Genomic DNA, 25,883 nt, shown 5'->3' with positions numbered 1-25,883 from the left:
TTATATTGTTTCAATATCGCTATTGGAACGCTCTATCATGCCGTCTCGAAAGTTTGTGCCCTTGGCCGGCCTGGCCTTGGGTTTGCTGCTCGACCATGCCTACGCCGAAGAAAACACCCTGGAACTGGACACCATCAGCGTAACCTCCGAGGCGTATGAGTCCGCCACAGGCCCGGTCCAAGGCTATCGCGCCACCCGCTCTGCCAGTGCCACCAAAACGGATACCGCCCTTCGCGACATACCGCAATCGATCAGCGTGATCCCCGCCACGGTGCTCAAGGACCTGGGCAGTACCAGCGTGGAGCGCGCCCTGGAATTTGCCGGCGGCGTATCCAAGCAAAACAACTTCGGTGGCCTGACCCTCTACGAATACAGCGTGCGCGGCTTCACCACGTCTGAGTTCTACCAGGACGGTTTCAGCGCCAACCGCGGTTACCCCAGTACGCCGGACGCGGCAAATATCGAACGCATTGAAGTTCTCAAAGGCCCCGCCGCCAGCTTATATGGGCGTGGCGATCCTGGCGGCACGGTGAACATCGTCACCAAGAAACCCCAGCCCGAAGCGTTCACCACCTTGCAAACCAGTGCTGGTAGTTGGGACCGCTACCGCACTGCGCTGGATGTGAATACGCCGCTGGACAGCGAGGGGCGCGTCTTGTCACGGGTGAATCTGGCGGTTGAAGACAAGCACAGTTTCCGCGATCACGTGGACGCTAAACGAGTGTTCGTCGCGCCGTCGTTCAGTTGGCAGTTGACCCCGGACACTCAGTTGCTGGTCGAAAGCGAATTCGTGCGCCACAGCTCCACCTTCGACCGGGGCATCGTCGCCGATACTGGCATGTCCCATTCCACCTTTCTGGGCGAGCCCAACGACGGCAATATTCGCAACCACAACAACCGCATCCAGGCCGCGTTGGAACACCACCTCAACGACGCCTGGAAGCTGCGCCTGGCCAGCCACTACAAGCAGGGCAGCCTGTGGGGCGATGCGTCGGAAAGCCGTGCGCTGAATGGGGATGGTCACACCGTCAACCGTCGCTACCGTGAACGCTCGACCGGTTGGCATGACAGCATCACCCAGCTGGAACTGCGCGGGCTGTTCGATATCGGCAGCTGGCAGCATGAACTGCTGATCGGCACCGAATACGAGGACTACCGCAAAAAGGAGCGTGTGACGGCGATTGGCGGTGACTACCCTATCGACATCTATAAACCGGTCTATGGCCAGGCCAAACCCAATGGCGCACGCTCCGGCACCGACTTCTTCGAACAGACCAAAAGCCACGCCCTGAACCTGCAAGACCAGATCATCTTCACCGACCGCCTGCGAGGCATGATCGGTGCGCGCTTCGAGCACTTCGAACAGAGCACCGAGAACTTCGCCCGCAACCACGCCAAAAGCCGCCAGACCCACGACGCCCTGACCCAACGCGCCGGCCTGCTCTATCAGCTGACACCGCAAGTCGGGGTATTTGCCAACGCATCCACCTCGTTCAAGCCGAACAGCGGCCTGGATGCCGGCGGCAAATCCTTCAAGCCAGAAGAAGGCGTGGGCTATGAGGTGGGTATCAAGAGCGAGATGTTTGACGAGCGCCTCAGCGCGACGCTCGCGGCCTTCCATATCGAAAAGGAAAACGTCCTCACCCTGGACCCGGCGACCAACACCGACCGCGCCATTGGCAAGGCGCGCAGCCAGGGGTTTGACCTGCAGGTGACCGGGCAAGTGACCGACGCCATACGCGTGATTGGCGCACTGGCCTATATCGACGCCGAAGTGACCAAGGGCGACAAAGCCATCCCCACGGGCAGTCGCATTCTCGGGGTCGCCAAGCGCAGCGGCAGTCTGTTGGGCGTTTATGAATTCCAGGATGGGGCGTTGCGCGGTTCAGACCTGGGGGCGGCGTTTACTTATGTGGGTGACCGTTCCGGCGAGGCGGGCACAGGCTTCGAACTGCCGGCCTACCACACCGTGGATTTACTGGCCCACTACAAGGCCACGAAGAATGTCACCGTGGGGCTGAACCTGAATAACCTGTTCGATGAGAAGTACTACGAGCGCTCCTACAGCCGCTATTGGACCAACCCCGGTGAACCGCGCAACCTCACCGTCAGCCTGACCCTCAATCTCTGACGAGCATGGAACTGAATGTGGGAGGGGGCTTGCTCCCGATAGCAGAGTATCAGGCAGTATATCTGTCACTGATCCACCGCCATCGGGAGCAAGCCCCCTCCCACATTTGAGTCACCGCAAGGCTTGACTACAAGGCAACGGGCGCTCGTTCGCACAGGGTATTGAGCGCCGCCGCCCATTGCGGGTCATCATTCAAGCACGGCACCAACACCAACTCCTCGCCCCCCGCCTCGCGGAACTGCTCCCGCCCGCGATCACCAATTTCTTCCAGGGTCTCGATGCAGTCGGCGACAAACGCCGGGCACATCACCAGCAGCTTCTTCACGCCCTGCTGGGCCAGCGCGTCCAGGCGGGCCTCGGTGTAGGGCTCGATCCACTTGGCCCGGCCAAGGCGCGATTGAAACGCCACCGACCACTTGCCATCGGGCAAACCGGCACGCGCGGCAAAATCCCGGGCGACGCTGAAGCATTGGGCGCGATAGCAGGTGGCGAGCACCTCTGGCGATGCGTTCTTGCAGCAGTCGGCATCCTTGAAGCAATGCCCGCCGGTAGGGTCGAGCTTTTTCAGATGGCGCTCGGGCAGACCATGGAAACTGAGCAGCAAGTGATCGAAATCCTGCTCCAGGTAAGTGCGTGCGCTGGTTACCAGAGCATCGAGGTACTCGGGCTGGTCGTAAAAAGGCTGCAGGATCGAAAACTGGATAGCGAGTTTCTTGTCGCGCACCACGCGCCTGGCTTCTTCTATCACCGTGGTCACGGTGCTGTCGGCAAATTGCGGATACAGCGGCGCCAGTGTCACCTTGCCGATACCCTGGGCGGCCAGCCGTGTCAGGGCGGTTTCCAGCGACGGCTCGCCATAACGCATTGCCAGTTCCACAGGGCCGTGGGTCCACTGCGCAGTCATCTGCTGTTGCAGACGACGGCTCAAGACCACCAACGGCGAGCCCTCATCCCACCAGATCGACGCATAAGCATGGGCAGACTGCTCAGGGCGCTTGATCAGGATCAGCGACACCAGCAAACGCCGCACCGGCCATGGCAGGTCGATCACATAAGGGTCCATCAGGAACTGATTGAGGTAGCTGCGCACATCAGCCACCGAAGTGGACTTTGGCGAACCCAGGTTGACCAGTAACAACGCGTGATCGGTCATGCAACATCCTATCTTTAGAGGCGGCTGGACAGGTCGTCCAGAGCCGCACGCAACTCAGTGAACTGGAAAGTGAAACCCGCCGCCAGCAGCCGTTCAGGCAAGGCCTTCTGCCCGCCCAGCAACAAACCAGACAATTCGCCCAGGCCAACCTTCAGTGCAAACGCCGGCATCGGCATGAACGCCGGGCGGTGCAACACCTGGCCGAGGGTCTTGGCAAACTCGCGATTACGCACCGGGTGTGGCGCGCAGGCATTATAAGGACCGCTGGCGTCAGTCTTGTGCAGAAGAAAATCAATCAGGGCGATTTGATCCTTGATATGCACCCATGGCATCCACTGCCGACCGTTACCGATCGGCCCGCCCAGCGCCAGTTTGAAGGGCAGCAACAGGCGCGACAAAAAGCCGCCCTGCGCCGACAGCACCAGGCCGGTGCGCACCAGCACCACGCGAACGCCCAGGGCTTCGGCACGTTGGGCGGTTTCTTCCCAGGCAATACACAACTGGCTGGGGAAATCGTCCAGCACTGGCCCGCTGGCTTCGGTCAATTCGCGCTCGCCGCCGTCGCCATACCAGCCCACTGCGGAGCCGGAGATCAGTACCGCCGGTTTCTGCTCCAGGCTGTCGATCCAGGCCAGCAGGGTTTCGGTGAGGTTGATGCGGCTGCTCCACAGCAATGCCTTGCGCTTGTGGGTCCAGGGCCGGTCAGCGATGGGTGCACCCGCAAGGTTGACCACCGCGTCCACCGCGCCAATCACCTCTTGCAGGCGAGCCACCCCAAGCACCTGTGCGCCGCAGACCCTGGCGACCGTTTCCGGTTGCCGGCTCCACACCGTCAGGCGATGACCCTGGGCGAGCCAGTGTTGGCAAAGTTGACGGCCAATCAGGCCGGTACCGCCGGTCAGCAAAATATGCATGGGACTCTCCTCATGTAACGTTCGCCGCCGCTCACTGGTCTATTTTATAAGCAGGGATCAATTTGATAATCGAGCGTGACGCGCGTTCAAGCCTGAGCTTAACCATAGGTCACGCCACACAATCAGGCACGCCAAAACTTATACCAAAAAACAATATTGTACAGCTATTGGTGTCGGCGTAGTCTGTACCCAACGGTAAAACGAGGCCTCCCATGACTGTCCCCATCGCGATCATCGGCACCGGCATAGCCGGTCTCTCCGCCGCCCGAGCGTTGAAAGACGCGGGCCACACCGTACAACTCTTCGATAAAAGCCGCGGCAGCGGTGGCCGCATGTCCAGCAAGCGCAGCGATGCCGGCGCGCTGGACATGGGCGCGCAATACTTCACCGCCCGCGACCGGCGCTTCGTCAACGAAGTGCAGCGCTGGCAAAGCAATGGCTGGGCCGAACAGTGGAAGCCCCAGCTGTACAACTTCAAGTCCGGCCAACTGACGCCTTCCCCCGATGAACAGATCCGCTGGGTCGGTACACCGCGCATGAGCGCGATCACCCGCGCACTGCTCGATGACCTGCCGGTGGAGTTCGGTTGCCGCATCACCGAGGTGTTCCAGGGCACACAGCACTGGAACCTGCTCGACGCCGACGGTGAGAGTCACGGCCCCTTCAGCCATGTGATCATCGCCACACCGGCCCCTCAGGCCACTGCCCTGCTGGCCGCTGCCCCCAAGCTGGCAAGTGCCGCCGCCGGGGTGAAAATGGACCCGACCTGGGCCATTGCGCTGGCCTTCGACAAGCCCCTGGATACACCGATGGAGGGCTGCTTCGTGCAAGACAGCCCCCTTGACTGGCTGGCGCGCAACCGCAGCAAACCCGGGCGCGACACCACCCTCGACACCTGGGTGCTGCACGCCACCAGCGCCTGGAGCAAGGCGCACCTGGACCTGCCCAAGGAAGCGGTAATCGAGCACTTGCACGGCGCCTTCGCCGAACTGCTGCACAGCGCCATGCCCGCGCCGTCATTCAGCCTGGCACACCGCTGGCTCTACGCTCGCCCGTCGGGCAGCCATGAGTTCGGCGTACTGGCCGATGCCGACCTGGGCCTGTTCGTCTGCGGCGACTGGTGCCTTTCGGGCCGGGTGGAAGGCGCCTGGCTCAGTGGTCAGGAAGCGGCACGACGCTTGATCGCACACCTGCAATGAACCGCCTCAACCCCAGCAAGCTGCTGCTGTCGAAATGGACGGCAGCACAGCCACGCAACAAGGAAAAACACTTTTTGGTCACCGAGTTGTTTCGTGATGACGAAGGCACGGTGCTGGAAATCGAGCTGCAAGCGGTGCTGACCCACCGTGCCGAACGCCTGCCATGGCAGACCCTGCAAAACGCCGAGTGCTGGAAAATCGGCTGGAAGTAACACTGCAAAAAAACCTATACAAACTATTTGACTTGTACAACATCGAATCTATGATGAGACGTAGTTGTACAAACTTTATAAGTTGTACAGGATTATTGCAGAGGTTTTGGGTATGTCGAGTAGTACAAAACCGAAGATCGCCATCAGCGCCTGCCTCCTTGGCGAAAACGTGCGCTTTAACGGTGGGCATAAACAGTCGCTGCTGTGCACCCAGACACTCAGCGACTACTTCGACTTCGTGCCGTTGTGCCCGGAAGTTGCCATCGGCATGGGCATCCCCCGCGAGCCAATCCGGCTGGTAGGCGACCCTGCGCAGCCGCAAGCCGTTGGCACGGTAAACCGTGAACTCAACGTCACGCAGCCACTGCACGACTACGGCCAGCAAATGGCCCAGGCACACACAGACCTGTGCGGTTATATCTTCATGCAGAAGTCGCCATCGTGCGGCCTGGAGCGGGTCAAGGTGTACCGCGCCAACGGCACGCCCGTTGACGGTGGCGGCCGCGGCATTTACGCCCAGGCGTTTTGTGCGCGTCACCCTAACCTGCCGGTAGAAGAAGACGGCCGGCTGAACGACCCTGTGTTGCGGGAAAATTTCCTGACCCGCGTATTCGTGTATGCCAGCTGGCAACAACTGCTGGCCGAGGGGCTCACCCGCCACGGCTTGCTGACGTTTCACTCGCGCTACAAGTACCTGCTGATGGCCCACAGCCCGGCGCATTACAAAAGCCTGGGCCATTTGCTCGGCAGCATGGGCAAGGACGTCGATCTCCAGGCTCTGGCCCACGGCTACTTCGGCGAGCTGATGACGGGCCTGAAGAAGTGCGCCACCCGCGGCACACACAGCAATGTGCTGCAACACATCAGCGGCTACCTCAAGCAGGTCATCAGCGCCGATGACAAACAGGAAATGCAAACCGTGATCGGCCAGTACCGTCAAGGCATCGTGCCGCTGGTAGTGCCACTCACCCTGCTCAAGCATCACTTTCGCCAACATCCGGACCGTTACATCGCGCAGCAGGCCTACCTGCAACCGCACCCGGAAAACCTCAGCCTGCGTAATGCGATATAACCCATGAAAGCTGCCCTGCTTGACGAACCCGGCGAAGACATTGCCCTGGCCATTGAAAACGGCTGGTTGCCAATCCGCGAAGTGGCGCGCCAGACCGGCGTCAACGCCGTGACCCTGCGCGCCTGGGAGCGCCGCTACGGCCTAATCGTGCCCCAGCGCACGCCCAAGGGGCACCGGCTGTTCAGTGCCGAACATGTACAACGCATCCACGCCATCCTCACCTGGCTCAATCGAGGCGTGCCGGTCAGTCAGGTCAAAGGCTTGATCGACTCAGCCCAGGCCAGCCCCGCGCCCATGGAAAACGAGTGGCACGCCCTGCGCCAGCATTTGGTGGATGCCATCAGCGAACTGGCCGAACGCCGGGTCGATGACGCCTTCAACCAGGCCATGGCGCTCTACCCGCCACGCACCTTGTGCGAGCAATTGATGCTGCCGCTGCTCAAGGAGCTGGAACAACGGTGGCAGGGCCAGTTCGGCGCGCAGATGGAGCGGGCGTTTTTCCTGTCGTGGCTGCGCAGCAAGTTCGGCGCGCGGATTTATCACAACAATCGCCAACTCCACGGCGCGCCGCTGCTGCTGGTCAACCATTCCGACTTACCGCTGGAACCGCACCTGTGGCTCAGCGCCTGGCTGGCGAGCAGCGCCGACTGCCCGGTGGAAGTATTCGATTGGCCGCTGCCTGCCGGCGAACTGGCCCTGGCGGTGGAACACCTGCAACCACGCGCCGTGCTGTTGTATTCGAGCAAGACCCTCCATTTGTCGACACTGACAAAACTATTGGGCGACGTCAGTTGCCCAATAGTGATTGCCGGCCCGACGGTGCGCATTCACAACGCCGAGTTGTCCGTACTCACCCGCGACATCCCTGAGTTGTTCATGGCGCAAGACCCGTTGTCGGCCCACCAATTATTGATCCAGCGTGGAATCGTCTAAATGCATCTGATCTGGCTGCGCACCGACTTGCGCCTGCACGACAACACGGCCCTTGCTGCTGCGTGCCAGCGTGGCCCCGTCGCGGCCATTTACCTGATCACTCCTCAGCAGTGGCTGGCCCACGATGACGCGCCGTGCAAAATCGATTTCTGGCTGCGCAACCTGCAGCACTTGAGCCAGGCGCTGGGCGAACTGAACATCCCTTTATTGATCCGCTACGCCGCGACCTGGGACCAGGCGCCCGCTGCACTGAGCGAACTGTGCCGGGAACTGTCGGTGGAGTCTGTGCATGTCAACGAGGAATACGGCATCCACGAGAGCCAGCGTGATGCTGGCGTGGCAGAGACGCTGCAAACGCAGGGAATCACGTTTCACAGCTACCTGGACCAACTGTTTTTCCAACCCGGTAGCGTACTGACCAAGACCGGCACCTATTTCCAAGTGTTCAGCCAGTTTCGCAAGGTTTGCTACAACCGCCTGCACAGCGCCCTGCCGCGCCAGGTGGCAACGCCGAAAGCTCAGGCCAGGCTCGACGTGAAAAGCGATCCGGTGCCGACCACGGTCGACGGTTTCGAGTCGCCCAGCGAAACCTTGCGCGCCCTGTGGCCAGCCGGTGAAGACGAGGCGCGCCGCCGCCTCGACGCCTTCACCGACGAGCAGATCAGCTATTACAAGGACGAGCGCGACTTCCCAGCCAAACCCGGTACCAGCCAGCTTTCGGCCTACCTCGCCGCCGGTGTGGTTTCGCCGCGCCAGTGCTTGCACGCTGCGCTGCAAACCAATCAGGGCGAGTTCGAGAGCGGCGACATCGGCGCCATCACCTGGATCAACGAGCTGCTATGGCGCGAGTTCTATAAACACATTCTGGTCGGCTACCCACGGGTGTCCCGCCACCGCGCCTTTCGCCCGGAAACCGAAGCGCTGGCCTGGCGCAATGCCCCCGAAGACCTCGCGGCCTGGCAACAGGCGCGCACGGGTTTGCCGATCATCGACGCGGCCATGCGCCAATTGCTGGAGACCGGCTGGATGCACAACCGCCTGCGCATGGTGGTGGCGATGTTCCTGACCAAGAACCTGCTGATCGACTGGCGCGAAGGCGAGCGCTTTTTTATGCGCCACCTGATCGACGGTGACCTGGCGGCCAATAATGGCGGTTGGCAGTGGAGCTCATCGACCGGTACCGACTCGGCACCGTACTTCCGGATTTTCAGCCCGTTGAGCCAATCGGAGAAATTCGACGGCGACGGCATTTTCATCAAGCGCTGGCTGCCGGAACTGGCCACGCTGAATAAAAAAGAAGTGCATCACCCGGCAGCGGCTGGCGGTTTGTTTGGCGTGGCGGATTACCCCTGCGCCATCGTCGACCTCAAAGCCTCTCGGGAACGCGCATTGGCTGCCTTTCGCCGCCTGCCTTCACGTCAGGAGATGGCTGATCATGAGTGACTTCCTGCGCCGCTTCGCCGAAGCCTTCACCACGCTGGACAAGCACAACCTGCACCTGCTTGGCAGTTTGTACAGTGATGACATTGTATTTGCCGACCCGCTGCATGAAGTCCATGGGCTGCCCGAACTGCAGCGTTATTTCGCTCAGCTATACAGCAACGTCAGCCAACTGGATTTCGAGTTTCAGGGTATCGACCAGACGGCCGAAGGCGAAGGCTACCTGCGCTGGATCATGAGTTTTCGTCATCCGCGCCTGGCCGCAGGCAAGATGATCCGGGTAGAGGGCTGTTCCCACTTGATGTGGCGCGACAAGGTCTACCGGCATCGCGATTACTTCGATGCGGGCGCACTGCTTTATGAACATGTGCCGATTCTCGGCCGCGTCATCAGTTGGCTGAAAAGGAGAATGGGATGAGCCTTGCATCGCCCCGCCGTTATTGGCTGACCGGCGCCAGCAGTGGCATCGGCGCCGCATTGGCCGTAGAGCTGCTCAACAGTGGCGCCCATGTGGCCCTCAGTTCCCGCACCAAAGGCCCGCTGGAAGCACTCGCCCATCGTTATCCAGGGCAAGTGCTGGTGGTGGCCGGCGACCTGACCGACAGCCAGACCGTGCGCGAGATCGGTGAACACATCGCCCAGGTCTGGGGTGAGTTGGACACGGTGATCCTCAATGCCGGCACCTGTGAATATGTCGACGCCCGGCAATTTGACGCTTCGATCATCGAACATGTGGTGCGTACCAATCTGTTGGCCAGCAGTTATTGCATCGAGGCCGCGCTGCCGCTGTTGCGCGCGGGGCGTACCCCGCATCTGGTGGGCGTGGCCAGCGCGGTGACTTACCTGCCGATGCCACGCGCCGAAGCCTATGGCGCATCCAAGGCCGGCCTGCGTTACCTGTTCGAGTCCCTGCGCATCAGCCTGTCACCGGAAAACATCGACGTCACCGTGATCAGCCCAGGCTTTGTTGACACACCGCTGACCGAACGCAATGACTTCCCGATGCCCCTGAGCTGGTCCGCCGACAAGGCGGCGCGGCACATCTTTGCGAAACTGGAGAAACGCCCGCTGGAAATTGCCTTCCCGGCCATGTTCATTGCCACCCTGTGGCCGCTGTCGAAGTTGCCTAACCGCGCGCAATTGATCATCGGCAAGCGCATGTTGCGCAGCCCGCCACCGAAAAAGGACATTCCGTGAAGATCGCCATTGTCGGCAGCGGTATCGCCGGGCTGACCAGCGCCTACCTGCTCAGCCGCCGCCACGACATCACCGTGTTCGAAGCGGGCGACCGCATCGGCGGGCACACGCACACAGTCCACGTTACCGTAGAGGGCGAACGCTATGCCGTGGACACCGGCTTTATTGTGTTCAACGACTGGACCTACCCCAACTTCATCCAGTTGCTGGGCCAGATCGGCGTGACGTTCAAACCCACCGAAATGAGCTTTTCGGTGTGTGACCAAAGCAGCGGGTTCGAGTACAACGGCAACAACCTCAACAGCTTGTTTGCCCAACGCCGCAATATTCTGTCGCCCGGGTTCTGGGGCATGTTGCGCGATATCCTGCGCTTCAACCGCCAAGCGCCTTTGGACCTGCAAGAGCAGCGTATCAGTGCCGAGATGACCCTCGGTGACTACCTCGCAGCCGGCGGTTACGGCCAAAGGTTTATCCGCCACTACATCGTGCCAATGGGGGCTGCGATATGGTCAATGTCCCTTTCGGACATGCTCGGTTTCCCACTGCAATTCTTCGTGCGCTTCTTCAAGAACCACGGCTTGTTGTCGGTCAACAACCGGCCGCAATGGTGCGTGATCGAAGGCGGTTCAAGCAGCTACATCGAACCGCTGACCCGCAGTTTTCGCGAGCGTGTGCGCCTCGGTTGCCCTGTGCATAAAGTGCAACGCACCGACAATGGCGTGGTTATCCACAGCCCGTACGGCAGCGAAACCTTCGACCGGGTGGTATTGGCCTGCCACAGTGATCAGGCCCTGGCATTGCTTGACGACCCGAGCCAGGCCGAACAAGAGATCCTCGGCGCCCTACCCTACGCCGACAACGACGTAGTGCTGCACACCGACACGCGCTTGCTGCCTGACCGCGAGCTGGCCTGGGCCAGTTGGAATTACCGGTTGACCGGCCACTCGCAGAATCAGGCCGCCGTCACCTACGACATGAACATCCTGCAGGGCATCGACAGCGACACCACGTTTTGTGTCAGCCTCAACCAGACGCAAGTGATCAACCCGTTGAAGATCCTCGCGCGCTACACCTACGCCCATCCGCAGTACAGCCTGGCCGCCGTGGCCGCTCAAGCACGCTGGGAAGAATTGCACGGTACCCGCAACACCTTCTACTGCGGCGCGTACTGGGCCAACGGCTTCCACGAAGACGGCGTGGTCAGTGCCCTGCGCGTGGCCCAGGCGTTCGGGGAAAGCCTGTGAACAGCGCCCTGTATAGCGGCTGGATCGCCCATCGCCGGTTTACGCCCAGGGCCCACGCTTTTCGCTACCGCATCGGCCTGCTGTATCTGGACCTCAGCGAACAGGATGCAGTACTCGGGCTTTCACCCCTGGCCGGCACTGGTCGCCTGGCGCCTTTCGGCTTTCGCCAGCAGGATTACCTGCGTGAACTCACGCGCCACGGCATGAGTTTGAGCGATGCCGTGCGCCACGAAGTCGGCAAAGCTCTGGGGCGAACACCCCAGGGCGCTATCTGCCTGCTGACCCAGGCCCGCAGTTGGGGCCTGGCGTTTAACCCGGTGAGTTTCTTCTACTGCTTCGAGGCCGACGGGCAGTTGGCCGCGATTCTGTGTGAAGTGACCAACACGCCATGGCGCGAGCGCTATCACTACGTGCTGCCGGCCCAGCCCCTCGACGCCGATGAGCATCAGCACTTCGCCGTGGCCAAGGGGTTCCATGTGTCGCCCTTCTTACCGCGCGACCTGGAATATCGCATGAGTTTCAGCCCTCCATCTGCCCGGCTCGGCGTGCACATGGCCGACTGGCAGGGCACGCAAAAGGTTTTCGACGCCACCTTGAGCCTGGAAAAACACTCACTCAGCCGCGCAAGCCTGCATCACTATTTGTGGCGTTTCCCCTGGATGACCGCCAAGACCTGCCTGGCAATCTACTGGCAAGCCTTGCGCCTGCTGCTCAAGCGCACACCGATTTTTTCCCACCGGGCCGCCGATGGCGCCTCTCGCACCGCCGTCGGGTACACCAAGGATCGCCGCCATGAAACACCCTAGTTTATCGGTCAAGGCTAACCGCCTGAACGTCAATGGCATGACCGCTGCGCTGTTGCGCAAGGCGGTGCTGCGCCAGCTCAGCCAACTGCGTCACGGCCAGTTGGTGGTGATCGAAGACGGCGAGCGACAAGTGTTCGGCGCACGGGAAGCGCACCTGTTAGGCGAAATTCAGATTCTCGACTCGGCGGTATGGGGCCTGGTGGCCGCCAATGGTTCGATCGGCGCCGGCGAGGCATTTATCCATGGTTACTGGACCAGTCCCGACCTCACCGCCGTGGTCCGGGTGATGGTCAGCAACCTGGAAGTACTCGACGCCATGGAAGGTGGCCTGGCACGCATGGCCCGCCCGTTCACCCAAGGCCTGCACTGGCTCAACCGCAACACACGCAAGGGCTCGCAGAAAAACATCGCCGCCCATTACGACCTGGGCAACGACCTGTTCGAAGAGTTTCTCGACCCGACCATGATGTACTCGGCGGGGCAGTTTTTGACACCCGATGACAGCCTGGAACAAGCGCAACTGAACAAGCTGGAGCGCATCTGCCAGAAACTGGCGCTCAAGCCCAGCGACCATCTGCTGGAAATCGGCACCGGCTGGGGCAGCATGGCGTTGTATGCGGCGCAGCATTACGGCTGCAAGGTCACCACCACGACCCTGTCCAAGGAGCAATTCGCCTACACCGAAAAACGCATCCAGACGCAGGGCCTGCAAGATCAAGTGACCTTGCTGCTCAGCGATTACCGCGACCTCACCGGCGAGTATGACAAGCTGGTGTCGATCGAGATGATCGAAGCGGTGGGCCATCGGTTCCTGCCGACCTATTTCAAACAATGTGCGCACTTGCTCAAGCCCAACGGCCTGATGCTGCTGCAAGCCATCACCATTCGCGAACAGCGCTTTGAGCAGGCCAAGCGCAGCGTCGACTTCATCCAGCGCTACATTTTCCCCGGTGGCGCCCTGCCCTGTGTACAGAACATGCTGCACATCGTCAGCCGCGACACCGACATGAACCTGCTGCACATGGAGGAATTCGGCCTGCACTACGCCCGTACCCTGCGCCTGTGGCATGAAAACTTCCGCCGCGCCCATGGCCGTCTCATGGAATTGGGCTACGACGAATATTTCCTGCGTTTGTGGGAGTTCTACCTGTGCTATTGCGAAGGCGGGTTTATGGAACGCACCATTGGTACCGCACAACTGCTGCTGGCCAAACCCGCGGCGATCAACCCGCCATTGCTTGGGCGCTTCAGTGCTTAAAACCCTGGCCAATGCCGCGCTGTTCCAATGCGGCTGGTTTGCCTGCGTACTCGGCGGCGACAGCCCATGGCTGCTGGTGGGTTTGGCGGCACTGGGCGTGCATCTGCTGTGGATAAGTTCGCCGGCGGATGACGGCCTGCTCGTGCTCAACGTGACACTGGCGGGCACACTGCTGGACACGCTGTTGCGCACCCTGGGCGTTTTCCACTTCAGCGAGCCCGGGCCGTTGATTCCATTCTGGTTGATCGTACTGTGGGCGCTGCTGGCCACGACCCTGCGCCATTGCCTGGCCTGGAGTGCACGGCCCTGGTGGCTGGCCGGCCTGTTGGGCGCAGTGGGTGGACCTTTGTCTTATTACGCCGGCAGCCAATTGGCCGGCGTGGGTTTTGGCTACGGCACGGCAGCCACTCTGACCGGTCTGACGCTGCTATGGGCCATGCTGTTTCCCTTGCTGCACGGGCTCGCGCGCAAGCTCGAACACTGACGCTTGTCCGAGCATTCATACACGCTTAACGCACTTGCCTTACACTGCGCGGCTATGACCAACATCCCCCATATCCAAATCACTGAACCGGCCGTCACCTGCTCGACGTGCGCGGCCTGCTGCTGTCAGCTGGAAGTCATGCTGATCACCGACACCGGCGTGCCGCAGCGCTTTATCGATACCGATGAGTGGGGCGGCGAAGTGATGCTGCGCCTGGACGACGGCTGGTGCGCCGCGCTGGACCGGGACACGATGATGTGCACGATTTACGCGCTTCGCCCGCTGATTTGCCGGGAGTTTGAGATGGGTGCGCCGGAGTGTCTTGAAGAGCGGGAAGGCATCGCGACGGTCTACCGCTGATCCTGCGATGAGCAAAGATCTAAATGTGGGAGCAGGCTTGCTCGCGAAGGCGGTGGGTCAGTCTATGCATGTGCTAGCTGATACACCGCCTTCGCGAGCAAGCCCGCTCCCACAGGGGGGGCTTCGTTGTTGTTGAATTACAACGGCATGGTGTAGTGCAACGAGTAGCTCTCTACCCCATCGTTATTGCTGCTGATGCCGGCGTTGGAATAGTGCGTGGCGCGAATGCCCACTTCATGCCCACCGGTAAACCGCAGGCCGAAACCCAGGCGGTCTTCGAACTGAAAGGCTTGGCCGATGTTGTTGTCTTCCAGCCGGGTACGGGAGAACACCGCCACGCCGATACCGGCTTCGATGTAGGGCTTGACCGACTGGCCGGCAAACTCATACACAAACACCGGCGAGAACGACAGGCTGCTGGCACCTGCCCGGTCATCACCTTCCCAATACGTGTAGGCGCCGCTCCAGTAGCCGGTCAGACGGCCAACATCGCTTTGCATCCAGCTTTTATCCCAATCCGAAGTCAGGCCCAGTCGATAGGTCAACGTCGAATCACTGGTACTCCCCAACCCGAACTCCAGGCCGGCGGCCTGGGCTGAAACAGAGTGTCCCAACACAGCGGCCGCAATCGCAGCCAAACAGAACAAGCGCTTCATAAGAAACATCCTTCCGAACGAAGTTATATAGTTTTAAACAGGCTAACTGGCTATAGAAGCTGACGTAGAGCCGGAAGTTCAGCTTTTATCAGCACCATTTCACGAAATTTTCACGAGCCAAAGCTTCGCACAACTCCGGGATGTTTCCAAAGTGTCGGTAGGATATTTCTTAGGTGGGTCAGATCGCCGCTGGTCCAGAACTGTGCAGTGTCGGGATTGCCAGCTGCCAGCAGGTCGCGCTCATCCAGCAAACGCTTGAGCTGGCGCGCCACGGCGGCGCCGGTGTCGATCAGGATAATACTGGGGGGCAGCATCTGCGCCAGGAGCGGCTTGAGGAAGGGATAGTGGGTGCAACCCAGGATGATGGTGTCGCAACCGGCGCTGAGCAGTGGCTCGATATAGCCCTGCAACAGTATGTGCAAAGCCGGGCTGTTCAGGTCACCGGCTTCAATCAGCTCCACCAGGCCCGGACAGGGTTGGGTCACCACTCGTACATCAGTGGCGAAGCGGTCGAGCAAGGCCGCGAATTTGGCGCTTTGCAGCGTCCCGGTGGTGGCGAGCACACCCACCACGCCGCTGCGGGTAGCGGCAGCAGCGGGCTTGACCGCAGGCTCCATGCCGACCAAGGGCCAATCTGGGTAGTCCTGGCGCAAATCGGCAACGGCGGCGACCGTTGCGGTGTTACACGCGATAACAAATGCCTTGGCACCGCGCTCGCGGAAAAACTCGGCGACGGTTCGAGAACGCTCAAGGATGAAAGTGGGCGTTTTCTCACCATAGGGGATATGCCCGCAGTCGGCCACATACAGCAGCGATTCATGGGGCAATAACTGCTGGATTTCTTCCAGCACCGTCAGGCCGCCGACGCCGGAGTCGAACACACCGATGGGCGCGCCCTTAACCATGCAGGGTTCCACACACGCTGCAACCCGGGTCGCGCTTGACGCGCAATTCGCGAAAACGCGTGGTCAAGGCGTCGATCAGCAACAGGCGACCCACCAGCGGCTCACCGAAACCTGCCAACAGCTTCAAGGCTTCCAGCGCTTGCAGGCTACCGACCAGCCCCACCAACGGCCCGACCACACCGGCTTCGCTGCAGGTCAGTTCGGTGTCGCTGCCGTGCCCGTATAAACAGTGATAGCACGGGCTGTCGGCGCGACGCGGGTCGAACACCGACAATTGCCCCTCAAGGCGAATGGCCGCGCCACTGATCAATGGCTTGCCCGCCACGACGCAGGCCGCATTCACCGCTTCGCGGGTAGAGAAGTTGTCGCTGCAATCGAGCACCACATCCACCGCGCCGATTGCAGAGACCAGCGAGTCAGCATCCAGCGCCACGCGATGGGCGGTCAGGGTGATTTCAGGGTTGATCGCGCTCAGCCGACGCATGGCCGAATCTACCTTGGTCTGCCCTACGCTGTGGGTGTCATGGATGATCTGACGTTGCAGGTTGGTCAAATCGACCGTGTCAAAATCCGCCAGGTGCAGCTCACCTACACCGGCAGCGGCGAGGTAGAGCGCAACCGGAGCGCCCAGGCCACCGAGGCCGACGATCAACGCGCGGCTCTGTTTCAGGCGCAACTGCCCTTCGATGTCGACATGCTGCAACAGAATCTGCCGGCTATAACGCAACAGCTCCTGATCGGTCAGCACGGTCGGTGCCCCAGGGTGATGCGTTCGTGACCGCCAAGATCGATACGACTGTGTACGCCTTCAAAGCCTTGGCTCAGCAACAAGTCACGCACAGCCAAGGCCTGGTCGTAGCCGTGCTCAAGCAACAGCCAGCCACCGGCATTCAGATGGGCCGGTGATTGATCGATGATCAGGCGCAAATCGTCCAGGCCATCAGGCCCGGCCACCAGGGCGCTCGCCGGTTCAAACCGAACATCCCCCGCCACCAGATGCGGATCGTTGTCGGCAATGTAGGGCGGGTTGCTGATGATCAAGTCAAAGCGATCGCCTTGCAGGGCGCTGAACCAATGGCTGTTCAGCACCGTCGCGTTATTGAGGTGCAGACGCTGGCGGTTGCGCTCGGCCAGGGCCACCGCTTCGAGCACGCGATCAACGGCGGTGACTTGCCAGGCCGGGCGTTCGCTGGCCAACGCCAAGGCAATGGCGCCACTGCCGGTGCCCAGGTCCAGGACTTTGGCCGGGGTAGCAGGCAGCAGTTCCAGAGCGGCCTCCACCAGCAATTCGGTTTCCGGACGCGGAATCAGCGTGTGCGGCGCGACTTCCAGATCCAGCTTCCAGAAGCCTTGCTGGCCGAGGATATAGGCCACCGGCTCGCCGCTGCGGCGGCGCTGCAGGTAGTCGGCAAAGGTCAGGGCGTCTTCGCTGCTGACGATCTTTTCCGGCCAGGTGTGCAGGTAGCTGCGGGACTTGCCCAGGGCGGCGGCCAGCAGCAGTTCCACATCCAGGCGCGCAGTGGGCGAATCGGGCAGGTCGGCCGCGCGCAGCAGGCTGGCTATGATGGTCATTTATTCACCTATCGCGGCCAGTTGATCCGCCTGATATTCGGCGAGCAACGGCTCGATCACCGCATCCACGCCACCAGCGAGAATCTCGTCCAGGGAATAAAGGGTGAGATTGACACGATGGTCGGTTACCCGGCCTTGGGCAAAGTTGTAGGTTCGGATGCGCTCGGAGCGATCGCCCGAGCCCACCAGCAGCTTACGCTCGCTGGCAATCGCGTTTGCGGCGGCGCTGGTTTGCTGGTCGTTCAATTTGGCCGACAGCCAGGACATGGCCCGCGCCCGGTTCTTGTGCTGGGAACGCTCTTCCTGGCATTCCACCACGATGCCCGACGGCAAGTGGGTAATCCGAATCGCCGAGTCGGTCTTGTTGACGTGCTGGCCACCGGCGCCCGACGAGCGGTAGGTGTCGACACGCAAGTCCGCGGGGTTGATCTCGATGGCCTCCTGCTCGTCCGGCTCAGGCAACACCGCTACGGTGCACGCCGAGGTATGGATACGGCCCTGGGACTCAGTCGCAGGGACACGCTGCACACGGTGGGCGCCGGATTCGAACTTCAGCTTGCCGTAGACGTTGTCACCTTCGACCCGAGCAATGACTTCTTTATAGCCACCGTGTTCACCTTCGTTCTCGGACAGGATCTCGACCCGCCAGCCGCGTCGTTCGGCGTAGCGCGAATACATGCGGAACAGGTCGCCGGAGAAAATCGCCGCCTCGTCGCCACCGGTACCGGCGCGGATTTCGAGGAACACGTTGCGCCCGTCATTAGGGTCCTTGGGCAGCAACATGCGTTGCAGGTCGCCTTCCAGTTCGGCGAGTTTTTCCTTGGCCTCGCGGACTTCTTCCACGGCCATTTCACGCATGTCCGGGTCATTGTCCTTGAGCAGCGCCTGAGCGCCTTCGAGGTCAGCCTGCACTTTGGTGAGATGTTTGTAGGTGGCTACAATCGGCTCAACTTCGGCGTACTCCTTGGAATAAGCGCGAAACTTGGCCTGATCAGAAATGACCTCGCCGTCGCCGAGCAAGGCGGTCAGTTCTTCGAAACGGTCCTGGAGCACGTCCAGTTTATTGAGCAGTGACGCTTTCATTGCGGTTTTTTATCCGAAGAGCTGTCTGACGCGCCCTCACCGAGGGCAAAGAGTTCCTGAGCCATGGCCAGCGCATCGAGGCGGCCTTCGGCGGTAAGCTTTTTCAACTGAACGCTGGGTGCATGGAGCAGTTTGTTGGTCAGGCCACGGGCCAATTGCATCAGCACCTCTTCGGCGCTGCTGCCGTTGGCGAGCAGACGCTGGGCCTTGAGCAACTCTTCATCACGCAGGCGTTCGCCCTGCTGACGATACGCCTTGAGCACATCCACCGCCGCCAATTCACGCAGGCGCACCATGAAATCTTCAGCACCGGTGCTGACCATCTCCTCAGCGGCCTGGGCGGCACCCTGGCGGCTCTTGAGGTTCTCGGCGACCACTTCATGCAGATCGTCGACGCTATAGAGGTAAACGTCGTCCAACTCGCCGACTTCGGGTTCGATATCCCGGGGAACGGCGATATCCACCATGAAGATCGGCTTGTGCTTGCGCAGTTTCAACGCGCTCTCGACCGCACCTTTGCCGAGGATCGGCAACTGACTGGCGGTGGAGCTGATAACGATATCACTGCGTACCAGTTCAGCCGGAATGTCTGACAACAGCACGGCATGGGCACCGAACTGTTCGGCGAGGATACTCGCCCGTTCGAGCGTGCGGTTGGCGACAACGATGCGCTTCACGCCTAAATCGTGCAGGTGCCGGGCTACCAGGGTAATGGTTTCACCGGCACCGATCAGCAGCGCCTGGCTGCGCTGCAAGTCGCTGAAAATCTGCTTGGCTAGGCTGACAGCGGCAAAGGCCACCGACACCGGGTTTTCGCCGATAGCCGTGTCGGTACGCACCTGCTTGGCCGAATTGAAGGTGGCCTGGAACAGGCGCCCCAGCAGCGGGCCGACCGTGCCGGCCTCACGCGCTACGGCATAGGCAGACTTCATCTGGCCAAGAATTTGCGGTTCGCCCAACACCAGCGAGTCGAGACCGGCCGCCACACGCATCATGTGACGAACTGCCGCATCCTCTTCATGCACATAGGCACTGGCGCGCAGGTCATCGAGGCTCAAATGGTGATAATCGGCCAGCCAGCGCAGTACCACATCCGCTGAAAGATGTTCCTGCTCTATATAGAGCTCGCTGCGATTGCAGGTCGAAAGGATCGCAGCTTCGCGGCTGTCGGTGAGCCGGCAGAGCTGCTGCAAGGCCTCAACCAACTGCTCTGGCGTAAACGCCACGCGCTCGCGCACGTCTACGGAGGCAGTCTTGTGGTTAATACCGAGTGCGAGGAAGGCCATTCAATATCGCTGATGATGTCGGGAAGCCGACAATTGTCCTACTTCGAAAGATCCAGAACAACCACCGTCGTCTATTGTCCTAATGCGTTATGCCTATAAAGGCCTCCACTGAGACTCGGTTATGTTTGGCCGAAGGCTTGTGTCATGATGATCCGACCGCAGGTTAGTCGTCCTCTTCCTATATGAATAGATCTTCCGCGTTGCTCCTTGCTTTTGTCTTTCTCAGCGGCTGCCAGGCCATGGCACCCGTGTCGCCGGAGGCTACGCCGCCGGTAGAAGACACCTCCCCCGCCCCTGAAAAGCCCAAGGTTTATTCCTCGTTCAGTGAAGAAACGATCTACAGCCTGCTGACCGCGGAACTGGCCGGCCAGCGTAATCGTTTCGATATTGCGCTGGATAATTACGTGACCCAGGCCATCAACACCCAGGATCCGGGCATTTCCGAGCGTGCGTTTCGCATCGCCGAATACCTGGGCGCCGACCAGGCTGCGCTGGATACGTCGCTGATCTGGGCAAAAAATGCCCCCGATGATCTGGAAGCCCAGCGCGCCGCCGCCGTGCAACTGGCGCGCGCGGGCCGCTATGACGACTCTATGGTCTATATGGAGAAAGTCCTGCAGGGCAAGGGCGACACGCATTTCGACTTCCTGGCACTGTCGGCCGCCGACACCGATCAGGACACCCGCAATGGCCTGATGAAGAGCTTCGACCGCCTGCTGCAAAAGCATCCGAAGAACAGCCAGTTGATTTTCGGCAAAGCCTTGCTGTTGCAACAGGATGACGAAGCCGACGCCGCACTCAAATTGCTTGAGCAGAACCCGCCGGAAGACGGCGAGATCGCGCCGATCCTGCTGCGAGCACGCCTGCTGCAGAACCTCAACCGCGGCAAGGAAGCGATTCCTCTGCTGGAAAAAAGCATCAAGAAATACCCGGACGACAAGCGCCTGCGCCTGACTTATGCGCGAATGCTGGTTGAGCAGGACCGCATGGAAGACGCCAAAGTGCAGTTCGCCAACCTGGTCCAGCAATACCCCGACGACGACGAACTGCGCTATTCGCTGGCCCTGGTGTGCCTGGAAGCCAAAGCCTGGGATGAGGCCAAGGGCTACCTGGAACAGTTGATTGAACGTGACAGCCATGTCGACTCGGCGCACCTGAACCTGGGCCGCATCGCTGAAGAACGCAACGACCCGCAGGCCGCCCTGCTCGAGTACGCCCAGGTCGGCCCCGGCAATGACTACCTGCCCGCCCAGTTGCGCCAGGCCGACATCCTGATGAGCAATGGCCGTACCGACGAAGCGGAAAAACGCCTGGCGGCGGCCCGCGATGCCGAGCCGGACTACGCCATCCAGCTGTACTTGATCCAGGCCGAGACCTTATCGGCCAACAAGCAGGGCGAACGCGCCTGGAAGCTGCTGCAACAAGCTTTGTTGCAATATCCCGACGATTTGAACCTGCTGTACACCCGCGCCATGCAGGCAGAAAAACGCGATGACCTGGCCCAACTGGAAAAGGACCTGCGCCTGATCATCAAGCGCGACCCGGATAACGCCATGGCACTCAACGCCTTGGGTTATACCTTGTCCGACCGCACCACGCGTTACGCCGAAGCCAAGGTACTGATCGAACAGGCCCATGCGCTCAACCCTGAAGACCCGGCTGTACTCGACAGCCTGGGTTGGGTGAATTACCGCCTGGGCAACCTCGACGAGGCCGAGCGCTTGCTGCGCCAGGCACTGGAGCGGTTTCCCGATCAAGAAGTTGCCGCGCACCTGGGCGAAGTGCTCTGGGCCAAGGGCAAGCAACGCGAAGCACGACAAATCTGGGAAAAATTCCTCAAGGAACAACCCGAAAGCCCAATCCTGCGCGGCACCATCAAGCGCCTGACCGGATCCGAGACCCTTTAAGCTTATGTTCTTGCGCCACATTATCGTTTTCAGTTTTATCGCCCTGCTCGCCGGTTGCGCGGGCGTAGGCACCCGTGAATCCGTTGAAGGCCAGGGCAACCCGGCGCAATGGCAACAACACAAGGATCAGCTCAGCAGCATCGACGGCTGGCAGATCGAGGGCAAGGTCGGGGTTCGCGCGCCGAAAGATTCCGGCAGCGGCACCCTGTTCTGGCTGCAACGCCAGGATTATTACGACATTCGCCTCTCGGGCCCGCTGGGCCGGGGGGCGGCTCGCCTGACGGGCCGGCCGGGGCAGGTGAGCCTGGAAGTGGCCAACCAGGGCCGCTATGAAGCGACCTCCCCGGAGGAACTGCTGGAGCAGCAGATCGGCTGGAAGCTGCCTGTCTCGCATTTGGTCTGGTGGGTGCGCGGTCTTCCGGCGCCCGAGAGCAAAAGTCGCCTGAGCCTCAATGGCGACAGTCGCCTTGCCTCCCTGGAGCAGGACGGCTGGCAGGTGGAGTACCTGAGCTACGTGCAACAGAACGGTTATTGGCTGCCCGAGCGCATCAAGCTGCACGGCACCGACCTTGATGTCACGTTGGTGATCAAGGACTGGCAACCGCGCAAGTTGGGGCAATAACGTGACAGAACGCCTGACCCTGCCCTCGCCTGCGAAACTCAATCTGATGCTGCATATTCTTGGTCGCCGTGAAGATGGCTATCACGAGCTGCAGACCCTCTTTCAGTTCCTCGACTATGGCGATGAGCTGACCTTCGCCGTACGCGACGATGGCGTGATCCAGCTGCACACCGAATTCGAAGGCGTGCCCCACGACAGCAATCTGATCGTGAAGGCGGCGAAAAAACTTCAGCAACAATCCGGCTGCCCGCTCGGGATAGATATCTGGATCGACAAAATCCTGCCCATGGGCGGAGGTATCGGGGGCGGGAGCTCGAATGCTGCAACGACGTTGCTGGGGCTGAACCACTTGTGGCAACTGGGCTGGGACCACGATCGCCTGGCTGTGCTGGGCCTGACGCTGGGCGCGGACGTCCCGGTTTTCGTGCGCGGCCACGCCGCGTTTGCTGAGGGCGTAGGGGAGAAACTTACCCCTGTAGAGCCCGAAGAACCTTGGTATGTCGTGCTTGTGCCGCAAGTATCTGTAAGTACAGCAGAAATTTTTTCAGATCCGTTGTTGACACGTAACTCTTCTCCCATTAAAGTGCGCCCCGTTCCCAAGGGAAACAGTCGAAATGACTGCTTACCGGTTGTAGCAAGGCGTTATCCAGAGGTACGTAACGCTTTGAATTTGTTAGGTAAATTTACCGAAGCAAAATTAACCGGAACTGGAAGTTGTGTGTTTGGGGGCTTCCCAAGCAAAGCTGAAGCTGATAAAGTCTCGGCCCTTCTTACAGAGACCCTTACAGGGTTTGTAGCAAAGGGAAGCAACGTTTCGATGTTGCATCGCAAGCTGCAAAGTCTGCTCTAAAAGGAATCGAGTGTTAGGCACTCGTTGCAACAGATACAGGGGCGTCGCCAAGCGGTAAGGCAGCAGGTTTTGATCCTGCCATGCGTTGGTTCGAATCCAGCCGCCCCTGCCATTTTCTAATACTCATCCAGGTTACCCTCAGCCTCTAGGTACTGCGCGTGTCCAAGATGATGGTCTTTACGGGGAATGCCAACCCCGATCTGGCTCGACGTGTCGTACGTCAGCTGCATATCCCTCTCGGTGACATCTCTGTCGGTAAGTTTTCCGACGGCGAAATTACAGCCGAGATCAATGAAAATGTCCGCGGTAAAGACGTCTTCATTATTCAGCCGACCTGCGCTCCGACCAACGATAACCTGATGGAACTCGTCGTGATGGCTGATGCCTTCCGCCGCTCCTCAGCGACTCGAATCACAGCTGTAATCCCTTACTTTGGTTATGCCCGTCAGGATCGCCGTCCGCGTTCCGCACGTGTGGCTATCAGCGCGAAAGTCGTTGCTGACATGCTGACCGTGGTAGGCATCGACCGTGTTCTCACGGTTGACCTGCACGCTGACCAAATCCAGGGTTTCTTCGATATTCCGGTAGATAACATCTACGGCTCCCCCGTTCTGGTGGATGACATCGAAGACCAGCGCTTTGAAAACCTGATGATCGTGTCCCCGGACATTGGTGGCGTCGTGCGTGCACGGGCCGTTGCCAAATCCCTGGGCGTGGACCTCGGGATCATCGATAAACGCCGTGAAAAAGCCAATCACTCTGAAGTGATGCATATCATCGGTGATGTCGAAGGGCGTACCTGTATTCTGGTTGATGACATGGTCGACACCGCCGGCACCCTGTGCCACGCGGCGAAAGCCCTGAAAGAGCACGGTGCTGCAAAAGTCTTCGCCTACTGCACACACCCTGTGCTGTCGGGCCGAGCGATCGAGAACATCGAGAACTCCATGCTGGACGAACTGGTGGTGACTAACACCATCCCGTTGTCCGCTGCTGCTCAAGCCTGTTCGCGTATCCGTCAACTGGATATCGCACCGGTAGTTGCCGAAGCGGTTCGCCGCATCAGCAATGAAGAATCGATCAGCGCGATGTTCCGTTAAGGGTCAAACCTTCGGAGCACCTCACTGACGAAAAGCGCCCCGCCCCAACATACTGTTGGGGCGGGGCTTTTTTGCCCATATCGCCTTTAGCGCTGGTCGCAAACGCTGGGGCGAATGTGGTTATTTTGGAGATACAACATGAACGATTTTACTCTGAATGCTGAAGTGCGTTCCGACCTGGGGAAAGGTGCGAGCCGCCGCCTGCGTCGTCTCGCAAGCCTGGTTCCAGCTGTAGTTTACGGTGGCGACAAAGCCCCTGAATCCATCAGCATGCTGGCCAAAGAAGTTGCCAAACTGCTCGAAAACGACGCTGCCTACAGCCACGTTATCGAACTGAACGTTGGCGGCAAAAAGCAGAACGTTATCATCAAGGCCCTGCAGCGCCACCCTTCCAAGGGCCACGTACTGCACGCTGACTTCGTACGCGTCGTAGCTGGTCAGAAACTGACCGCTATCGTGCCTGTGCACTTTGTTGGCGAAGAAGCTCCAGTCAAGAAAGGTGGCGTTGTTTCTCACACCACTACCGAGCTGGAAGTAAGCTGCCTGCCGAAAGACCTGCCTGAGTTCATCGAAGTCGACCTGTCGGCTGCTGAAATCGGCACCATCATCCACCTGTCCGACCTCAAGGCCCCTAAAGGCGTTGAGTTCGTTGCACTGGCTCACAACGACGACAAGGCTGTTGCCAACGTCCACGCGCCACGTGTTGTAGCAGAAGATGAAGCCGGCGAAACCGCTGCCGAGTAATACACTCTGCAACGAAGGAGCTTGAGGGAACATCGCGGACCGAAACGTAGCGAGAAAGCGGGCAACAACGCGAAGTTTATCTCTGGATAAGTGAGCTCCTGTCGTCCACTTTCGCCGCACGCTGGTGTAGCGATGTTATCCACAACTCCAAAGGAAGGGCCCCTGTCGTGACTGCCATTAAACTGATCGTTGGCCTGGGAAATCCAGGCGCCGAATACGAACAGACCCGGCATAACGCGGGGGCCCTTTTTGTTGAGCGCATCGCCCATGCCCAAGGCATCAACCTTGTGGCCGATCGCAAATATTTCGGCCTGACCGGGCGCTTTTCGCACCAGGGTCAGGATATTCGTCTACTGATTCCCACCACCTACATGAACCGCAGCGGCCAGGCTGTCGCGGCGCTTGCGGGCTTCTTCCGGATCAAACCCGAAGAAATCCTGGTGGCCCATGACGAACTGGACCTGCCACCCGGCGTTGCCAAGCTCAAGCAAGGCGGCGGACACGGCGGGCACAATGGCCTGCGCGACATCATCGCGCAGCTGGGCAATCAGAATACCTTTTACCGTCTGCGGCTCGGCATTGGCCACCCAGGCGTTGCCAGTATGGTTTCAAATTTCGTCCTGGGTCGTGCGCCACGCGCCGAACAGGAAAAACTCGATGCCAGCATCGATTTTGCCCTCGGCGTGCTGCCGGATATCTTCGCCGGTGAATGGAACCGCGCGATGAAAAACCTGCACAGCCAGAAGGCCTGACTT

Annotated in this window: 27 protein-coding genes and 1 tRNA gene; 20 read left to right on the top strand and 8 right to left on the bottom strand. The window is 60.2% G+C overall.

What is annotated here, in order from left to right:
• Window positions 1-37: 37 nt before the first annotated feature.
• On the top strand, window positions 38-2,131 hold the full coding sequence (locus E4O98_RS07140; RefSeq protein WP_248134528.1) for a TonB-dependent siderophore receptor: 2,094 nt from the start codon (window positions 38-40) through the stop codon (window positions 2,129-2,131).
• A 127-nt stretch (window positions 2,132-2,258) separates the two neighbouring features.
• Here E4O98_RS07140 and hemH read toward each other — a convergent pair whose 3' ends face one another.
• A complete protein-coding gene (gene hemH / locus E4O98_RS07135) occupies window positions 2,259-3,284 on the bottom strand; it encodes a ferrochelatase (RefSeq protein WP_223018952.1) in 1,026 nt (341 codons plus the stop codon).
• A gap of 14 nt (window positions 3,285-3,298) precedes the next feature.
• The gene (locus E4O98_RS07130) at window positions 3,299-4,198 is read right to left on the bottom strand and encodes a TIGR01777 family oxidoreductase (RefSeq protein WP_032877988.1); all 900 of its coding nucleotides are present in this window, start codon (window positions 4,196-4,198) and stop codon (window positions 3,299-3,301) included.
• A gap of 212 nt (window positions 4,199-4,410) precedes the next feature.
• Here E4O98_RS07130 and E4O98_RS07125 point away from each other — a divergent pair, with 212 nt between their 5' ends.
• From E4O98_RS07125 to E4O98_RS07070, 12 genes are all read left to right on the top strand, one after another.
• Window positions 4,411-5,397 carry an FAD-dependent oxidoreductase gene (locus E4O98_RS07125; RefSeq protein ID WP_032877989.1) on the top strand — a complete coding sequence of 329 codons (987 nt, stop codon included), beginning with the start codon at window positions 4,411-4,413 and terminating at the stop codon, window positions 5,395-5,397.
• Window positions 5,394-5,609: a TIGR02450 family Trp-rich protein gene (locus E4O98_RS07120; protein ID WP_005784634.1), complete on the top strand. Its 216-nt coding sequence runs from the start codon at window positions 5,394-5,396 to the stop codon at window positions 5,607-5,609. The genes E4O98_RS07125 and E4O98_RS07120 overlap by 4 nt, the downstream gene beginning before the upstream one ends.
• 112 nt (window positions 5,610-5,721) lie before the next feature.
• The gene (locus tag E4O98_RS07115) at window positions 5,722-6,681 is read left to right on the top strand and encodes a DUF523 and DUF1722 domain-containing protein (protein WP_005784633.1); all 960 of its coding nucleotides are present in this window, start codon (window positions 5,722-5,724) and stop codon (window positions 6,679-6,681) included.
• Window positions 6,682-6,684: 3 nt separating this feature from the next.
• Window positions 6,685-7,614 (top strand): MerR family transcriptional regulator, encoded by a 930-nt coding sequence (locus E4O98_RS07110; RefSeq protein ID WP_032877991.1) that lies wholly within the window; start codon window positions 6,685-6,687, stop codon window positions 7,612-7,614.
• On the top strand, window positions 7,615-9,057 hold the full coding sequence (gene phrB / locus E4O98_RS07105; protein ID WP_248134526.1) for a deoxyribodipyrimidine photo-lyase: 1,443 nt from the start codon (window positions 7,615-7,617) through the stop codon (window positions 9,055-9,057). It begins immediately after the preceding gene.
• Entirely contained in the window at window positions 9,050-9,472 is a 423-nt protein-coding gene (locus E4O98_RS07100; RefSeq protein WP_032877993.1) for a nuclear transport factor 2 family protein, read from the top strand. The genes phrB and E4O98_RS07100 overlap by 8 nt, the downstream gene beginning before the upstream one ends.
• Complete coding sequence (locus E4O98_RS07095) at window positions 9,469-10,251, top strand: SDR family NAD(P)-dependent oxidoreductase (protein WP_032877994.1); 783 nt, start codon at window positions 9,469-9,471, stop codon at window positions 10,249-10,251. Before E4O98_RS07100 ends, E4O98_RS07095 begins: the two co-directional genes overlap by 4 nt.
• Window positions 10,248-11,495 (top strand): FAD-dependent oxidoreductase, encoded by a 1,248-nt coding sequence (locus tag E4O98_RS07090; protein ID WP_032877995.1) that lies wholly within the window; start codon window positions 10,248-10,250, stop codon window positions 11,493-11,495. Before E4O98_RS07095 ends, E4O98_RS07090 begins: the two co-directional genes overlap by 4 nt.
• Complete coding sequence (locus E4O98_RS07085) at window positions 11,492-12,301, top strand: DUF1365 domain-containing protein (protein WP_148853436.1); 810 nt, start codon at window positions 11,492-11,494, stop codon at window positions 12,299-12,301. Before E4O98_RS07090 ends, E4O98_RS07085 begins: the two co-directional genes overlap by 4 nt.
• The gene (locus E4O98_RS07080) at window positions 12,288-13,559 is read left to right on the top strand and encodes a cyclopropane-fatty-acyl-phospholipid synthase family protein (RefSeq protein ID WP_032877997.1); all 1,272 of its coding nucleotides are present in this window, start codon (window positions 12,288-12,290) and stop codon (window positions 13,557-13,559) included. Before E4O98_RS07085 ends, E4O98_RS07080 begins: the two co-directional genes overlap by 14 nt.
• Window positions 13,552-14,043 carry a DUF2878 domain-containing protein gene (locus E4O98_RS07075; protein ID WP_032877998.1) on the top strand — a complete coding sequence of 164 codons (492 nt, stop codon included), beginning with the start codon at window positions 13,552-13,554 and terminating at the stop codon, window positions 14,041-14,043. Before E4O98_RS07080 ends, E4O98_RS07075 begins: the two co-directional genes overlap by 8 nt.
• A 54-nt stretch (window positions 14,044-14,097) precedes the next feature.
• Window positions 14,098-14,403 carry a YkgJ family cysteine cluster protein gene (locus E4O98_RS07070; protein ID WP_032803249.1) on the top strand — a complete coding sequence of 102 codons (306 nt, stop codon included), beginning with the start codon at window positions 14,098-14,100 and terminating at the stop codon, window positions 14,401-14,403.
• 137 nt (window positions 14,404-14,540) lie between these two features.
• Here E4O98_RS07070 and E4O98_RS07065 read toward each other — a convergent pair whose 3' ends face one another.
• From E4O98_RS07065 to hemA, 6 genes are all read right to left on the bottom strand, one after another.
• The gene (locus E4O98_RS07065) at window positions 14,541-15,059 is read right to left on the bottom strand and encodes an acyloxyacyl hydrolase (protein WP_005784623.1); all 519 of its coding nucleotides are present in this window, start codon (window positions 15,057-15,059) and stop codon (window positions 14,541-14,543) included.
• Between the two features lie 110 nt (window positions 15,060-15,169).
• Window positions 15,170-15,964 (bottom strand): glutamate racemase, encoded by a 795-nt coding sequence (murI, locus tag E4O98_RS07060; protein WP_032877999.1) that lies wholly within the window; start codon window positions 15,962-15,964, stop codon window positions 15,170-15,172.
• Window positions 15,957-16,712, bottom strand: coding sequence for a molybdopterin-synthase adenylyltransferase MoeB (locus E4O98_RS07055; RefSeq protein ID WP_148853432.1), 756 nt, complete (start codon window positions 16,710-16,712; stop codon window positions 15,957-15,959). Before E4O98_RS07055 ends, murI begins: the two co-directional genes overlap by 8 nt.
• Window positions 16,706-17,536, bottom strand: a complete 831-nt coding sequence (prmC, locus tag E4O98_RS07050; RefSeq protein ID WP_078820237.1) for a peptide chain release factor N(5)-glutamine methyltransferase — start codon at window positions 17,534-17,536, stop codon at window positions 16,706-16,708. Before prmC ends, E4O98_RS07055 begins: the two co-directional genes overlap by 7 nt.
• Entirely contained in the window at window positions 17,537-18,619 is a 1,083-nt protein-coding gene (gene prfA / locus E4O98_RS07045; RefSeq protein ID WP_032878002.1) for a peptide chain release factor 1, read from the bottom strand.
• A complete protein-coding gene (gene hemA, locus E4O98_RS07040; protein ID WP_032878003.1) occupies window positions 18,616-19,905 on the bottom strand; it encodes a glutamyl-tRNA reductase in 1,290 nt (429 codons plus the stop codon). The genes prfA and hemA overlap by 4 nt, the downstream gene beginning before the upstream one ends.
• Before the next feature lie 182 nt (window positions 19,906-20,087).
• On the opposite strand from hemA, the gene E4O98_RS07035 reads away from it, so the two are divergent.
• The 7 genes from E4O98_RS07035 to pth all read left to right on the top strand — a co-directional run bounded on the left by E4O98_RS07035 (window position 20,088) and on the right by pth (window position 25,880).
• The gene (locus tag E4O98_RS07035) at window positions 20,088-21,812 is read left to right on the top strand and encodes a tetratricopeptide repeat protein (protein WP_032878004.1); all 1,725 of its coding nucleotides are present in this window, start codon (window positions 20,088-20,090) and stop codon (window positions 21,810-21,812) included.
• 4 nt (window positions 21,813-21,816) lie between these two features.
• A complete protein-coding gene (lolB, locus tag E4O98_RS07030) occupies window positions 21,817-22,434 on the top strand; it encodes a lipoprotein insertase outer membrane protein LolB (RefSeq protein ID WP_032878005.1) in 618 nt (205 codons plus the stop codon).
• A 1-nt stretch (window position 22,435) separates the two neighbouring features.
• Entirely contained in the window at window positions 22,436-23,284 is an 849-nt protein-coding gene (gene ispE / locus E4O98_RS07025; protein WP_032878006.1) for a 4-(cytidine 5'-diphospho)-2-C-methyl-D-erythritol kinase, read from the top strand.
• A 37-nt stretch (window positions 23,285-23,321) separates the two neighbouring features.
• A tRNA-Gln gene (locus tag E4O98_RS07020) sits at window positions 23,322-23,396 on the top strand.
• A 46-nt stretch (window positions 23,397-23,442) separates the two neighbouring features.
• On the top strand, window positions 23,443-24,384 hold the full coding sequence (locus tag E4O98_RS07015) for a ribose-phosphate pyrophosphokinase (RefSeq protein ID WP_003208392.1): 942 nt from the start codon (window positions 23,443-23,445) through the stop codon (window positions 24,382-24,384).
• A gap of 138 nt (window positions 24,385-24,522) precedes the next feature.
• Window positions 24,523-25,128 (top strand): 50S ribosomal protein L25/general stress protein Ctc, encoded by a 606-nt coding sequence (locus E4O98_RS07010; protein WP_005784612.1) that lies wholly within the window; start codon window positions 24,523-24,525, stop codon window positions 25,126-25,128.
• Window positions 25,129-25,295: 167 nt separating this feature from the next.
• A complete protein-coding gene (gene pth / locus E4O98_RS07005; RefSeq protein WP_005784610.1) occupies window positions 25,296-25,880 on the top strand; it encodes an aminoacyl-tRNA hydrolase in 585 nt (194 codons plus the stop codon).
• Window positions 25,881-25,883 lie beyond the last annotated feature (3 nt).

The organism is Pseudomonas sp. W2Jun17 (genome assembly GCF_023127795.1).
Lineage (GTDB): Bacteria > Pseudomonadota > Gammaproteobacteria > Pseudomonadales > Pseudomonadaceae > Aquipseudomonas > Aquipseudomonas synxantha_A.
This window is presented reverse-complemented; position numbering and strand designations above follow the sequence as displayed.

What these genes read in the sequence shown, in the direction of transcription:
- E4O98_RS07125 (WP_032877989.1), top strand. Translation starts at nt 4,411, where the DNA reads ATGACTGTCCCCATCGCGATCATCGGCACCGGCATAGCCGGTCTCTCC.
- E4O98_RS07065 (WP_005784623.1), bottom strand. Translation starts at nt 15,059, where the DNA reads ATGAAGCGCTTGTTCTGTTTGGCTGCGATTGCGGCCGCTGTGTTGGGA.
- murI (WP_032877999.1), bottom strand. Translation starts at nt 15,964, where the DNA reads ATGGTTAAGGGCGCGCCCATCGGTGTGTTCGACTCCGGCGTCGGCGGC.
- E4O98_RS07130 (WP_032877988.1), bottom strand. Translation starts at nt 4,198, where the DNA reads ATGCATATTTTGCTGACCGGCGGTACCGGCCTGATTGGCCGTCAACTT.
- hemH (WP_223018952.1), bottom strand. Translation starts at nt 3,284, where the DNA reads ATGACCGATCACGCGTTGTTACTGGTCAACCTGGGTTCGCCAAAGTCC.
- E4O98_RS07100 (WP_032877993.1), top strand. Translation starts at nt 9,050, where the DNA reads ATGAGTGACTTCCTGCGCCGCTTCGCCGAAGCCTTCACCACGCTGGAC.
- E4O98_RS07095 (WP_032877994.1), top strand. Translation starts at nt 9,469, where the DNA reads ATGAGCCTTGCATCGCCCCGCCGTTATTGGCTGACCGGCGCCAGCAGT.
- prfA (WP_032878002.1), bottom strand. Translation starts at nt 18,619, where the DNA reads ATGAAAGCGTCACTGCTCAATAAACTGGACGTGCTCCAGGACCGTTTC.
- hemA (WP_032878003.1), bottom strand. Translation starts at nt 19,905, where the DNA reads ATGGCCTTCCTCGCACTCGGTATTAACCACAAGACTGCCTCCGTAGAC.
- E4O98_RS07110 (WP_032877991.1), top strand. Translation starts at nt 6,685, where the DNA reads ATGAAAGCTGCCCTGCTTGACGAACCCGGCGAAGACATTGCCCTGGCC.
- E4O98_RS07035 (WP_032878004.1), top strand. Translation starts at nt 20,088, where the DNA reads ATGAATAGATCTTCCGCGTTGCTCCTTGCTTTTGTCTTTCTCAGCGGC.
- phrB (WP_248134526.1), top strand. Translation starts at nt 7,615, where the DNA reads ATGCATCTGATCTGGCTGCGCACCGACTTGCGCCTGCACGACAACACG.
- E4O98_RS07010 (WP_005784612.1), top strand. Translation starts at nt 24,523, where the DNA reads ATGAACGATTTTACTCTGAATGCTGAAGTGCGTTCCGACCTGGGGAAA.
- E4O98_RS07120 (WP_005784634.1), top strand. Translation starts at nt 5,394, where the DNA reads ATGAACCGCCTCAACCCCAGCAAGCTGCTGCTGTCGAAATGGACGGCA.
- E4O98_RS07080 (WP_032877997.1), top strand. Translation starts at nt 12,288, where the DNA reads ATGAAACACCCTAGTTTATCGGTCAAGGCTAACCGCCTGAACGTCAAT.
- E4O98_RS07115 (WP_005784633.1), top strand. Translation starts at nt 5,722, where the DNA reads ATGTCGAGTAGTACAAAACCGAAGATCGCCATCAGCGCCTGCCTCCTT.
- E4O98_RS07140 (WP_248134528.1), top strand. Translation starts at nt 38, where the DNA reads ATGCCGTCTCGAAAGTTTGTGCCCTTGGCCGGCCTGGCCTTGGGTTTG.
- E4O98_RS07070 (WP_032803249.1), top strand. Translation starts at nt 14,098, where the DNA reads ATGACCAACATCCCCCATATCCAAATCACTGAACCGGCCGTCACCTGC.
- lolB (WP_032878005.1), top strand. Translation starts at nt 21,817, where the DNA reads ATGTTCTTGCGCCACATTATCGTTTTCAGTTTTATCGCCCTGCTCGCC.
- prmC (WP_078820237.1), bottom strand. Translation starts at nt 17,536, where the DNA reads ATGACCATCATAGCCAGCCTGCTGCGCGCGGCCGACCTGCCCGATTCG.